General features: G+C 73.0%; 9 protein-coding genes, 1 tRNA gene and 1 riboswitch. Of the genes, 4 read left to right on the top strand and 6 right to left on the bottom strand.

What is annotated here, in order from left to right; all coding sequences use genetic code 11:
• Positions 1 to 31: 31 nt before the first annotated feature.
• Positions 32 to 544: a MarR family transcriptional regulator gene (locus ABZ937_RS32345; protein ID WP_361696979.1), complete on the bottom strand. Its 513-nt coding sequence runs from the start codon at positions 542 to 544 to the stop codon at positions 32 to 34.
• A gap of 64 nt (positions 545 to 608) precedes the next feature.
• Between ABZ937_RS32345 and ABZ937_RS32340 the strand changes: the two genes are divergently transcribed.
• Complete coding sequence (locus ABZ937_RS32340; RefSeq protein WP_361696977.1) at positions 609 to 1,742, top strand: dihydrofolate reductase family protein; 1,134 nt, start codon at positions 609 to 611, stop codon at positions 1,740 to 1,742.
• 49 nt (positions 1,743 to 1,791) lie between these two features.
• Here the strand turns inward: ABZ937_RS32340 and ABZ937_RS32335 are convergent.
• A tRNA-Met gene (locus ABZ937_RS32335) sits at positions 1,792 to 1,865 on the bottom strand.
• A gap of 310 nt (positions 1,866 to 2,175) precedes the next feature.
• Positions 2,176 to 2,344, top strand: a riboswitch (cyclic di-AMP (ydaO/yuaA leader).
• Positions 2,345 to 2,351: 7 nt separating this feature from the next.
• On the opposite strand from ABZ937_RS32335, the gene ABZ937_RS32330 reads away from it, so the two are divergent.
• Complete coding sequence (locus ABZ937_RS32330) at positions 2,352 to 3,416, top strand: M23 family metallopeptidase (RefSeq protein WP_361696974.1); 1,065 nt, start codon at positions 2,352 to 2,354, stop codon at positions 3,414 to 3,416.
• 73 nt (positions 3,417 to 3,489) lie between these two features.
• On the top strand, positions 3,490 to 4,434 hold the full coding sequence (locus ABZ937_RS32325) for an aldo/keto reductase (protein WP_361696972.1): 945 nt from the start codon (positions 3,490 to 3,492) through the stop codon (positions 4,432 to 4,434).
• A gap of 17 nt (positions 4,435 to 4,451) precedes the next feature.
• Here the strand turns inward: ABZ937_RS32325 and ABZ937_RS32320 are convergent, their stop codons facing one another.
• The 4 genes from ABZ937_RS32320 to ABZ937_RS32305 form a co-directional block, all read right to left on the bottom strand.
• Entirely contained in the window at positions 4,452 to 5,756 is a 1,305-nt protein-coding gene (locus ABZ937_RS32320) for a PrsW family intramembrane metalloprotease (RefSeq protein WP_361696970.1), read from the bottom strand.
• Between the two features lie 42 nt (positions 5,757 to 5,798).
• Entirely contained in the window at positions 5,799 to 6,626 is an 828-nt protein-coding gene (trmB, locus tag ABZ937_RS32315) for a tRNA (guanosine(46)-N7)-methyltransferase TrmB (protein WP_361696968.1), read from the bottom strand.
• A 54-nt stretch (positions 6,627 to 6,680) separates the two neighbouring features.
• Positions 6,681 to 7,898 (bottom strand): L-2-hydroxyglutarate oxidase, encoded by a 1,218-nt coding sequence (gene lhgO, locus ABZ937_RS32310; RefSeq protein WP_361697116.1) that lies wholly within the window; start codon positions 7,896 to 7,898, stop codon positions 6,681 to 6,683.
• 156 nt (positions 7,899 to 8,054) lie between these two features.
• Positions 8,055 to 9,479, bottom strand: coding sequence for an MFS transporter (locus ABZ937_RS32305; protein WP_361696966.1), 1,425 nt, complete (start codon positions 9,477 to 9,479; stop codon positions 8,055 to 8,057).
• 723 nt (positions 9,480 to 10,202) lie between these two features.
• On the opposite strand from ABZ937_RS32305, the gene ABZ937_RS32300 reads away from it, so the two are divergent.
• Positions 10,203 to 12,278 carry an asparagine synthase-related protein gene (locus tag ABZ937_RS32300; protein ID WP_361696964.1) on the top strand — a complete coding sequence of 692 codons (2,076 nt, stop codon included), beginning with the start codon at positions 10,203 to 10,205 and terminating at the stop codon, positions 12,276 to 12,278.
• Positions 12,279 to 12,422: the final 144 nt, after the last annotated feature.

Here is a 12,422-nt window from a genome sequence, read left to right as displayed (position 1 = left end):
AAAAGTTAAAGCAATCAGCTCGGGCGAGTGACTACGGCGAGCAGGGCGAACGGCGCCGCCACGGGACGTCACCCGCCCCGGACTCCTCGGCATCCCCCAGCAGCCCGCGCGCGATCCCCGTACAGATCTCCTCCAGCTGCCCGACCTGCTCCGGGGTGAGCCGGTCGAACACCGAGGCGCGCACCGCCTCGACGTGCCCGGGTGCCGTACGTTCCAGTACGGCCATCCCCTCGTCCGTCAGCACCGCGAGCGAACTGCGCTTGTCCCGGCGGCAGTCCTCCCGGCGCACCAGCCCGTCCCGCTCCAGCCGGGTCACCGCGTACGTCAGCCGGCTGCGCGTGATCTTCAGTGTCTCGGCGAGATCGGTCATGCGCAGCCGCCGGTCGGGGGCCTCGGAGAGGTTGGCCAGCACCGTGTAGAACAGGTGCGGCATGCCACCCTCCTGCTGGAGCTGCCGGTCGATCGCGTCCTCCAGGAGGCGGGAGGCGGCGATGTAGGCGCGCCAGGCGCGCTGCTCCTCGGGGCTGAGCCAGCGGGTCGTCATGCCGCCAGTGTAGGTTTGTTTCAAACTTGAACCAAGCCGTCCGCCGCCGGAAGAGAGCGCGCCGATGCCCCTGCCGTACGTCCTGCTGTCCGCCGCCGTCTCCCTCGACGGCTACCTGGACGACACCGGCCCCGAGCGGCTCCTGCTGTCGAGCCCGGCCGACTTCGACCGGGTCGACGAGGTACGGGCCTCCGTCGACGCCATCCTCGTCGGCGCCGGCACGATCCGCGCCGACAACCCCCGCCTGCTGGTCAACTCCGCCGAGCGGCGCGCGGCCCGCACGGCGGCGGGCAAGCCGGAGTACCCGCTGAAGGTCACCGTGAGCGGCTCCGGCGACCTCGACCCCGGGGCCAACTTCTGGCACACCGGCGGCGAGAAACTCGTCTACACGACGGACAAGGGCGCCGGACCCGCCGCCCGCCGCCTCGGGCGCACCGCCGACGTCGTCCCGCTCGGCCCCGCCCTGGACTGGCGGGCCCTGCTGGAGCATCTCCACGACGTGCGCGGAGTCGGGCGGCTGATGGTCGAGGGCGGCGGCACGGTCCACACCCAGCTCCTCCAGCAGGGCCTCGCCGACGAACTCCAGCTCGTCCTCGCCCCGCTGTTCGTGGGCGACCCCGCGGCCCCGCGCCTCTTCGGACCGGGCGCCTACCAGGGCGGACGTCTGCGCCTGCTCGACACCCGGCGGATCGAGGACGTCGTCCTCATGCGCTACGCGCCCACGGCCCCCGGCACCGGCCCGCTGCCCACCGCCGCCGACCGCCACTGGCTGCGCACCGCCTGTGACCTCGCCGCGCTGTGCCCGCCCTCGGAGACGGCGTTCAGCGTCGGCGCGGTCGTGGTCGCCGCCGACGGTACGGAGCTGGCCCGGGGCCACTCGCGCGAGGGCGCCGATCCCGTGGTCCACGCGGAGGAGGCGGCCCTCGCGAAGATCGGCCCGGCCGATCCCCGGCTGGCCGGTGCCACGGTCTACAGCAGCCTGGAGCCCTGTGCCCGCCGCGCCTCCCGGCCCGCGCCCTGCGCCCGGCTGATCCTGCGGGCCGGGGTACGCCGGGTGGTCACCGCCTGGCGCGAACCCGACACGTTCGTCGCCGCGGCCGACGGCACGGGCGTCCTGACCGCCGCGGGCGCCCAGGTCGTCGTGCTCCCGGAACTGGAGGCGCTCGCCAAGGCGCCGAACGGGCATCTGCTCGGCTGACAGCACTCAGGGCCCGGAATCCGATGGATTCCGGGCCCTGAGTCTTCAGTAGCGGGGACAGGATTTGAACCTGCGACCTCTGGGTTATGAGCCCAGCGAGCTACCGAGCTGCTCCACCCCGCGTCGTTGTGTCACCAGCATACGTCATGCGGAGGGGTGCTTGCACACCCGCTTTCTTGCGCCCCCGTGATCATCACCGAAGGTGACCGGATGGACGCCCTCCGCATAACGCCTGAGTCACCATCAAAACCTTCAGTGACTACTGAACGCTCCCGCATCCCGGTCAACTCGCCCGGTTTGACGGGGTAATGGCGCATAGCTCCGCCGTCAAAATCGTGAATGATCAAGCCGAACGGGCTTGGAAAGTCACTGGCGGGTCTATTAACGTTCGATAACGCAGCGCGGTCGTCCCAGCCGTCACAAGAGGCGGCTCCGTGCGCACGCGCCGAATCCCGCAAGGGAGCCGGGGAACCACCACCCTGGGGTGAATCACGCAGATACCGCCGTGAACTCACGGAGTCCACGACCGGTATACGCGCGTAGGAGACCTTCCTGCTCCGAACCCGTCAGCTAACCCGGTAGGCGGAGGAAGGAAAGGAGCACGCCCGCGTGGCGTCCAACCGGCCTGTCCCCGAAGCCCCGTTCATACCGGCACAGCGCGACACCGAGACCTTCGGCTACGACGCCTACCGCGCCGAAGAGGGCCCCTGGGAGGAGTGGAACCCCACCGCGGACTCCGTCGCCCCGGTCCGCGGCCGGCACCGCGTCGCCAAGCAGCGAGGCGGCCTCGCGCGCAGCTCCACCGTCCTCGGCGTCGGCGTCATCGCCGCGGTCGGCGCGGGCGGCATGGCCAGCGCCCACACCGGCAAGCCGCCGGTCTCGATCTCCCTGCCCGACCTGCCCTCCGTCGGCTCCCTCTTCGAGGACGGCTCCGACTCCCAGCCGGCCGAGGCCGCGACGACCACGCTGAGCGGTGTCGGCACGACCGCCGCCGACGCCGAGGACGGCGACGCGGGCGAGGCCCTGCGCAACCGGATCATGGCCCAGGCCGAGCAGCAGCAGAGCCAGGCCGAGAGCAAGGCCACCGCCACCGTGCTCGCCGCCGCCGAGAAGCAGACCGCCGACGCCGCCGCCAAGGCCGAGAAGGAGGCCGCCGCCAAGGCCGCCGCGGCCAAGGAGGAGGCGGAGGACGCCGCCGAGAAGGCCGCCGCGAAGGCGAAGGCCGAGGCCGCCGAGAAGGCCGAGGCGGAGCGGCTGGCCAAGCTGGCCAAGCAGTACACGCTGCCGACCTCCTCGTACACGATCACCTCCACGTTCGGCCAGGCCGGCTCGATGTGGTCCTCCGGCTACCACACCGGTCTTGACTTCGCCGCCCCCACCGGCACCCTGATCAAGGCCGTCCACAGCGGCACGATCACCGAGGCGGGCTGGGCCGGCGCCTACGGCTACCGCACGATCCTCACCCTGGACGACGGCACCGAGCTGTGGTTCTGCCACCAGTCCTCGATCAGCGTCTCCGCCGGCCAGAAGGTCTCCACCGGCGACGTCATCGGCCGCGTCGGCGCCACCGGCAACGTCACCGGCCCGCACCTGCACCTGGAGGTCCACCCGGGCGGCCAGGCCACCGGCATCGACCCGATGGCGTGGCTGCGGGGCAAGGGCCTCAACCCCTGACAGCCGGGCGTTCGGCCGGAATTCGACGCCGGCGGCGGGATGCGATCGTCCCCCGCCGGCGTTGACATGACGTATGACGTCACTTCGTAAACTCGGCTCTTCCGATCTTGAGGTCTTCCCGCTCGCGCTCGGCGGCAACGTCTTCGGCTGGACCGCCGACGAGGCCACCTCCTTCGCCGTCCTGGACGCCTACGCGGCGGCCGGCGGCAACTTCATCGACACCGCCGACGCCTACACCGCCTGGATCGAGGGCAACCAGGGCGGCGAGTCCGAGACGATCATCGGCAAGTGGGTCAAGGCGCGCGGCAACCGCGCCGATGTCGTCATCGCCACCAAGGTCAGCCAGCACCCCGAGTTCCAGGGCCTGTCCGCCGCCAACATCAAGGCAGCCGCCGACGCCTCCCTGCGCCGCCTGGGCACCGACCACATCGACCTCTACTACACCCACTTCGACAAGCCCGAGGTGCCGGTCGAGGAGATCATCGGCGCGCTGGACGAGCTGGTGAAGGCCGGCAAGGTCCGGCACATCGCCGCCTCCAACATCACCGCCGAGCGCCTGCGCGAGTCCCTCGACTTCTCCGACCGCGAGGGCCTCGCCCGCTACGTCGCCCTCCAGCCGCACTACAACCTGGTCTCCCGCGACACCTACGAGGGCCCGCTGCAGGACCTCGTCGCCCGCGAGGGCCTGTCCGCCGTCCCGTACTTCGCGCTCGCCATGGGCTTCCTCACCGGCAAGTACCGCCCCGGTACGACCGTCGACAGCGCCCGCGCCGGCCGGGCCCAGGAGTACGCGGAATCCGAGCGCGGCCAGAAGGTCCTGGCGGCCCTCGACGAGATCGCCGCGGCCCATGAGGCCCCGCTGGCCACGGTCGCCCTGGCCTGGCTCGCCGCCCAGCCGACGGTCACCGCCCCGATCGCCTCGGCCCGCACGGTGGAGCAGCTCCCGGCCCTGCTGGGCGTGGCGGACCTCAGGCTGACGGATGCCGAGCTGGCGAAGCTGACGGAGGCGTCGGCCTAGTCAGCCAGTTCTCGGGGCTACGTCCGGTACGGGTTGTACGCGGGGTACGGAGCCGTCGGCCAGCCGTACCCGTACGGCACCGGCCCCGCGTACACCGGCCGTACCGGCGCGGCCGTCCGTGCCGCGTACTCCAGCGCGGGCCGGGCCACGGTCCTGCGCTTCCACAGCTCGTCCAGCAACTCCCGCTCCCGTACGACGAAGTCGGCCCCGGCCCTCCCCGTGCGCCCCCGGTGCCGCAGGAACGCCAGCGAGGTGGCGTACGCCTCGTACCGCGCCACCTCCCGTGCCGCCGGGCGACCATGGTGGTGCCGGGCGTAGTCCCGGGCCATCCGCCGCGCCCGCATCGAGGAGAGCGCGAACGGCTCGGCCGGCCCCAGCCACCCGGCCAGCACATACGCGGGCAGCTCCGCCCGCACGGTCCGCAGCTCCCGCTGCCGCGTCCAGATCGCGAGCCAGGTCAGCAGCCCGAACGCGGGCACCATGAAGCCGGCGTAGACGGCGAAGAAGCCGTACTCGCCGAAGGTGGAGGAGCCGTTCCAGAAGGCGTGCATGCTCATCGCGAGCAGCAGCCCGCACACCGGCAGCAGAACCCGCCGTACATGCTGCCGCTCGGCGGACAGCGCGGCGATGCCGAAGCCGATGCCGGTGAGGACGGTGAACAGGGGGTGCGCGAACGGGGACATCACGATGCGCACGAAGAAGGTGGCGGCGGTGACGGAGGCGATGCCGCGGTCGCCGGTGAGCTGGTCGGTCCCGAAGGCCGTACCGAGGTAGAGGATGTTCTCGGTGAACGCGAACCCGGTGGCGGTGACCCCCGCTATCACCACGCCGTCCACGATCCCGGTGAAGTCACGTCTGCGGAAGAGGAACACCAGCAACACGGCGGCGGCCTTGGCGGACTCCTCCACGATCGGTGCTATCACCGTGGCGCCGAGGGTGTCGGCACTGGCCGGATCCGCGGTCGAGGTGGCGATCCACCGGGTCGCGAAGCTGTTGGCCACGATGGCTATCAGCGCGGCGGCACAGGCGCCCCAGGCGAAGGAGAAGACCAGGTTCCGCCAGGGGCCCGGCTCCACCCGGTCCAGCCACCGGAAGGCGGCTATCAGCCAGGGCACGGGCAGCACGGCGAGACCGAGCCCGACGAGGAACCCCTCCGTGCCGGTCTGCCGCCGCACGAGCGCCAGGATGACCAGGCCGGACAGCGCCAGCAGGCTGCTCAGTGCTCCGTACCGCACCCACCTGCGCTGCCACCAGTGCGGGTGGCGGAGCACACCGTCGCCGGGGCTCGGGGGACAGGTCGGAAACGGAGGACTGGTGGCCACGGCATCGACCCTAACGGTGACGGGACGAGGGGCTGGAGCGGATTATCGGTCCTGGCTGTGCGGTACGCGCCGGAACAGCAGATCGTTCACCACATGACCCTTGTCCAGTCCCTGCCCCTCGAAACGGGTCAGCGGCCGGAACCGGGGGCGCGGCGAGAAACCGCCGTCCGCCTGGGTGTTCTCGAAGTCCGGATGCGCGGTGAGCACGTCCAGCATCTGCTCGGCGTACGGCTCCCAGTCGGTCGCGCAGTGCACGAGCGCGCCGGGCTTCAGCCGGGTCGCGGCGAGCGACAGGAACTCGGGCTGGATCAGCCGCCGCTTGTGGTGCCGCTTCTTGGGCCAGGGGTCGGGGAAGTAGACGCGCAGCCCGTCCAGCGCGTCGGGGCGGAGCATCTCGCGGAGCAGGATGATCGCGTCGCCGTTGCCCACGCGGACGTTGGACAGGCCGTTCTGGTCGGCGAGATTGAGCAGATTGCCCTGGCCCGGGGTGTGCACGTCGACGGCCAGGATGTTGGTGTCCGGGTCGCCCGCGGCCATCTGCGCGGTGGCCTCGCCCATCCCGAAGCCGATCTCCAGCACCACGGGACGGTCGTTCCCGAACAGCTCGCCGAGGTCGATCACCCGCTGCCCGTCGATGTCCAGTCCCCACTGGGGCCACAGCCGCTGCAGCGCGTCGGCCTGCCCGGCCGTCACCCGGCTCCGCCGCGGCTGGAAGCTCCGGATCCGCCGCTCGAAGTGGGACCCGGCGGGATCGGCCTTGGGCCCGTCCGGGAACCGCGGCTCCCCCTTGGCCCGGGTGTGCCGAACGGACACACCGGGGGTGTGGGAGGCCGGGGAGGGGGCTTCGGAGGCGTTGAGAAAGTCAGACACAGTAAGACAGATTTTACGGCGCCCGCCGGCACCGGACGGAGCGCCGGTGCCGCCCTACAGCGAACCGAGCAGCGAGAGCACCCGGCGCCCCACCTCCCGCCCGATGGGCAAGGACGCCGTGGCGGCCGGCGAGGGCGCGTTCAGCACGTGCACCGCCCGCGCGCCCTCCCGGATCAGGAAGTCGTCCACCAGCGTCCCGTCCCGCAGCACCGCCTGCGCCCGCACCCCGGCGGGCGCCCGCACCAGGTCCGAGGCCTCCGCCGCGGGCAGCAGCCTCCGCACGGCCTCCAGGAACGCGCCCTTCGACACCGAGCGGTGCAGCTCACCCGCGCCGTACCGCCAGTGCCGCCGGGCTATCGCCCAGGATCCCGGCCACGCCACCGTCCCGGCCAGCTCCCGGGGCCGTACGACCCCCCAGTCGTACCCCTCCCTGGCCAGCGCCGGCACCGCGTTGGGGCCGATGTGCACGCCTCCGTCGATCCCGCGCGTCAGATGCACCCCGAGGAACGGGAACGCCGGGTCCGGCACCGGATACACCAGCCCCCGCACCAGCTCCGGCCGCGCCAGCTCGTAGTACTCCCCGCGGAACGGCACGATCCGGACCTCGGGCTCGTCGCCGGCCAGCCGGGCCACCTCGTCGCAGTACAGCCCCGCGCAGTTCACCAGCACCCGGCCGCGGACCACGTCCCCGGCCGCGGTGAGCACGGCCACGCCCCGGTCGGCCCGCCGGTCCACACGGACCACCCGGGCGCCGTACCGGATGTCCGCCCCGGACGCGCGCGCCAGCTCCCGCGCCACGCCCACGAAGTCGCACACCCCCGTCGTGCCGACGTGTATGGCGGCGAGGCCCCGCACCTCCGGTTCGTACTCGATGATCTGCGCGGGTCCCAGCTCCCGCACCGGAATGCCGTTCTCCCGGCCGCGCTGCACGAGCGCGTGCAGTCGCGGCAGCTCCTCCCGCTCGGTGGCGACGATCAGCTTGCCGGTGACGGCGTGCGCGATGCCGTACTCGGCGCAGAACTTCACCATCTCGGCGGCGCCCCGCACCGCGTACCGCGCCTTGAGCGAGCCCGGGCGGTAGTAGATCCCGCTGTGGATCACCCCGCTGTTGCGCCCCGTCTGGTGCCGGGCGGGCCCGGACTCCTTCTCCAGCACGGTCACACGCGTACCCGGCGCGGCCCGCGTGATCGCATAGGCCGTCGACAGCCCGACGATCCCCCCACCGACCACGAGCACGTCGCAGTCATACGCACCGACCCGCACCTGCACCACCTCCGCCATCGATAGTGCACTGCGCCACTGACAGTGCCTTCAAACGCCGGTCGGGGGCGGCGCCCCGAAAGGGGCACGGGGAACTGCGCGAGAGACCACGACGAAGCCGCAGCCACCGAAGCACAGCAACCCGGCAGACGCCGAAGCGGCGCGGCCCTACGCCGGCGCCATCAGAAGCGGGCGAGCCCTCTCCCGCAACTCCGCCACCCGAGGCTCGTCCCCGTACGGCTCCAGCCGATGCAGAAGATCCTTCACGTACTCCGTCGTCCGCGCCGAAGAGATCCGCCCGGCCACCTCCACGGCCCGCACCCCCTGCTCGCATGCCGCGTCCAGGTTCCCGGACTCCAGCTCGGCCACGGCGGATACGACCAGCCGCAGCCCGTGCGACCGCACGAACTCCTCCGTCGGCTTCGACAGGGCCTGCTCGGTGAACCGCCGGACCTGCCGAGGTGCCTTCAGATCGCGGTAGCACTCCGCGGCGTCCGCGGCGAACCGGTCATACCCGTAGAAACCGAGCCAGGAGGGATCGTTGTCACCGGGACGGGACCGCTCCAGCCACCCCTCGGCCGCCTTCAGCGCCGCACCCGCCGCCTGCGCGTCCCCCGCCCGCGCGTGGGCCCGTGCCTCGACCAGCCGGAAGAAGCTCATGGTGCGGGCGGTCGCCAGGCCCCGGTTCCGCTCCAGGGCGGCCTGTGCCAGATCGACCCCCTCGTCCCCGAAGCCCCGGTACGTCGCCTGGAGCGACATGGAGGCCAGCACATAGCCCCCCAGGGGGACGTCCGCCGCCGCGCGCGCGAGCCGCAGCGCCTGGATGTAGTACCGCTGCGCGGCCTCCTGCTGCCCGGTGTCGAAGGCCATCCAGCCGGCGAGCCGGGTGAGCTCCGCGGAGGCCCCGAACAGGGCGCGGCCGACCTCGTCGGAGTAGGAGCCGAGCAGCAGCGGTGCCGCCTCCACCCGCAGGCACTCCGGGACCATCGACGAACGCCAGTCCCCGCCGCCGTACTTGGAGTCCCACCGTCTGGCGTCCTCGGCGGCCTCCCGCAGCTTCCGCACATCGCTGTGGCCGACTTTGATCGGTGCGCCGGAGCCCTCGGCGGAGCCCGCCTCCCGCGCGACCGAGCTGTCGGCGGGGGTTATCAGCCACCGTGAGGCGGGCGTTGCGTATGCGCTCACTGCGAACGACCCGGCGAGGGACTGCCAGATGCCGCCGGCGCCCGCCCGGCGGCCGGCGAGGTCGAGGCGGTACAGCTCCGTCGCCGACTTCACCGCCTGGCCCACGTCTCTCGGGAAGGCGAGCCCCACTTCGGGCGCGGGATCCGCGTCCGCCAGGCCGATCTCGTGGAGCGGCACCGGACGGCCCAGCTTCTGACCGATGGCGGCGGCGATGAGGTGCGGCGCCGCACCCTGCGGCACCATGCCCTTCGACACCCAGCGCGCCACGGACGTCTTGTCGTAGCGAAGCGTCAACCCGCGTTGGGCGCCAAGGTCGTTGACGCGTCGGGCGAGTCCCGCGTTGCTGATTCCCGCGAGGGCGAGAACGGCGCCGAGTTTTTCGTTCGGCCCGCGTTGCTCCCTGGACATGCGCCACCCCTCGACACAGACGGCTGCCGCGCTGGCATAACCACGCGGCATTCGTAAACCCAGCGTAGTTCGCCGCATCCCAAGCGTTAAGGGGCATTGTTCCGGATGGCGGGATTGTGGTCCGTACGGAAGTACGGCCCTGTACGCACCGTGCACGGGCTGTCGCCGCGTGCCCCGGTGCGTGTGGCCGTGCGCCCGTCCGTGCGCTCTTCTCCGGCCACCGGGGGAGCGGTTCCATGGCATCTGCGTGGGTCGGCCCGCTGTACTGGATCCAGTGGGCTGGGGGACACCGCCACCTTCATCCCCGCGGGTGGCGGACCGGTCCGGGAGGCGTCATCCGCCTCCCGGACTGTGCGCGTGTGTGGGCGGCCGGACGCTCCGCGAGCCTGTACGGAGCGTGCTCATATCCGGTGCCCCGCCAAGTATTTGGCCGAAAATCGCCCCAGTTCGATGCGGCGATGTGCCGCTCCGACCATGCAACTTGAGGGCGCTAAGGGCGTTTTGGGGGAGCGCATTGGGGGCGCATTCGCGCCGCACCCTTCGGGCGCCGTCCCGGCCGGGACCACCCCGCACCCGTCGGCCGCCCGTCAACTCCCCTCGCTCGCCACGCGAACTTCCCTCGATCGAAGGCGGCGCCACCACACCTCTCCCACGTGCCCTTCATGGCAGCATGGGGTCCGGTTCGTACGGTGCACTGGTTGTCCACAGCCTGTGGAGGCGTCGATGCGGTGGTTGGTGGGTTGGAGCAGCACCGCCGCGGGCTCCGCAGGGATCGGCTCCGCGGGCGCCGTCGGGTACGACGGGGAGACCCTGCACCCGGTCGGCTCCCAACTCCTGTGGGGCGACCCGGATCCGCTGTGGGCCGTCGGCGACTGGCGCCCGGACGAGGTGCGCGTGGTGCACGCCGACGGGCAGAACCGGATCGCCGTCCTCGGCATCTGCGGCGCCTCCGACGAGGAGCTGCGCCGCGGGCTGTTCACCGCGCGCGGGGGCGCACTGCGCCATCTGACCACCTGGCCCGGCAGCTACACGGCCGTCGTCCAGGCCGGCCGCCGCATCACCGTCTGCGGCGATCTCGCGGGCGCCCGCCCGGTGTTCCACACCCCCTGGGCCGGCGGCACGGCCTACGCCACCGCCGCGCTGCCCCTCGCCGACCTCATCGAGGCCAACCTCGACTTCACCCACCTCGCCGCCCTGCTCGCCGCCCCGGACGTACCGGCCGCGCTGCGCGACACCACCCCGTACGACGGCGTACGGCGGATCCCGCCGGGGCATGCGCTGGTGCTGCGCGCCGGAGCGCGCGAGATCGCCGGGTACGAGCCCGTCGCCTCCCTCGCCGTGGCCGCGCCCCCGACCGAGCCCGACCGCGCCGTGGACGCCGTACGGGACGCCCTCGTGGAGGCGGTCCGCACCCGGCTGTCGGCCCCCCGGCACGTGCCCGACCTGGACCCCGGACCGGTGCCCGGCATGGGCCCCGCCGAGCGGCGGGCCGCGCGCGGGATGCCGGTCCCCGGCATCGGCGCCGACCTGTCCGGCGGACCCGCCTCCGGCACGCTCGCGCTGCTGGCCGCCGGGCTGCCCGGCAGACCCGGCACGCTCCTCGGCCACGGCACGGGCGCGGGCGAACGCTTGCTCGCCGTCACGTTCAACGATCTGGCCGTGGCCGGCCGCGAGGCCGAACTCGAACGCGCCGGCGCCCTGGCCGCGGGCCCCCGCCTGCACCACGTCGTGGTCACCGGCGGCGAGGAGACCCTGCCGTACGCCGACCTCGACGGCCCCCTGACCGACGAACCGGGCCCCTCCCTGGTGCTCGCCGCCCGGCACCGTGCCCGGCTCGCCGCCGGCAGCGCCGACCACTTCACCGGCCACGGCGCCCGCCAGGTCCTGGACGCCCACCCCGCGCGCCTCGCCGACCTCCTGGTGGACCGCAAGCGGCGCCACCTGGTCCGGCCGGTCGCCGCGCTCGCCCGCGCGGACGGCTCGGTGCTGGTCCCCGCGCGCGTGTACGGCGCGGCCCGGCGCCTCGCCCGTACCCCCTACCGGGTGGGCCTGGAGGTGCTGGCCGAGCGCCTGATGCGGCGCCGCTTCGAGGAGCCCAAGGGGGCGGTCGGCGCGTCCCTCGCCGCGCTGACCTGGGCCAGACCTGGGCCGGCCGCCCGGTGGCTGACGGGGGAGGCACTGGCTGAAGTATCGGTTCTGCTCCAGTCGGAGGCGGACCGCTCCGGAACCGGCGTGCAGCGCCCCGGCGACTACCGCGCGCGTGCGGCACTCGCCCGGCACGCCGCCGACCTCCGCGTCCTGGAACAGGCCGCGGAGGTCCGCTCCCAGCGGCTGCACGCGCCGTTCCTCGACAACCAGGTCGTCCGCGCCTGCCGCGACCTCCCCGAGGCCCTGCGCGTCCAACCGGGCGCCCGCTCCTCGATCCTGCGTACGGTCCTGGAGGGCGCCGGCGTCACCGACCTCCCGCCCGGCTGGGGCGCCCCCTCCCACGCCTCCACGGCGGCAGCCGCGCGCGCGGGCCTGCGCCTCGCCGCCGACCCCCTCCAGGACCTCTTCGCGACGCCTCTCCTGGCCGACGCCGGGCTCGTCGAGGCCCGCGTCGTCCGCAAGGCCCTGCGAGCCGCGGCGGCGGGCGACCCCCTCCCGCTGGACGGCCTGGCCGACCTCATCTCCCTCGAACTCTGGCTGGGCCGCCTCCTCGCCCGCCGAGGCACATGCTGGACAGGCACCCCGACCCGCTCCCGCGCGGTCCCTTCGGGGATCCAACCAAGAAGAGGCGCACTGACCTCCGGCACGTGAGCCCGGCCGACTACGGGCGGCCGTCGATCCAGCGGCACCCCGCCGGCGCGGGCGAGCGACCCGAACTCCCTCAGCCGCAGCACGCCGTGCCTCGTCGGCGCCGGCAAGCGACCCCCGTTCGAAAACCCCCGTGCCGCATCCCCC

The organism is Streptomyces sp. NPDC046727, from assembly GCF_040645635.1.
Lineage (GTDB): Bacteria > Actinomycetota > Actinomycetes > Streptomycetales > Streptomycetaceae > Streptomyces.
Note: the sequence above shows the minus strand (reverse complement) of the source record. Positions and strands in the feature narration are given on the sequence as shown.

What these genes read in the sequence shown, in the direction of transcription:
- ABZ937_RS32345 (WP_361696979.1), bottom strand. Translation starts at nt 544, where the DNA reads ATGACGACCCGCTGGCTCAGCCCCGAGGAGCAGCGCGCCTGGCGCGCC.
- ABZ937_RS32340 (WP_361696977.1), top strand. Translation starts at nt 609, where the DNA reads ATGCCCCTGCCGTACGTCCTGCTGTCCGCCGCCGTCTCCCTCGACGGC.
- ABZ937_RS32325 (WP_361696972.1), top strand. Translation starts at nt 3,490, where the DNA reads ATGACGTCACTTCGTAAACTCGGCTCTTCCGATCTTGAGGTCTTCCCG.
- ABZ937_RS32305 (WP_361696966.1), bottom strand. Translation starts at nt 9,479, where the DNA reads ATGTCCAGGGAGCAACGCGGGCCGAACGAAAAACTCGGCGCCGTTCTC.
- ABZ937_RS32300 (WP_361696964.1), top strand. Translation starts at nt 10,203, where the DNA reads ATGCGGTGGTTGGTGGGTTGGAGCAGCACCGCCGCGGGCTCCGCAGGG.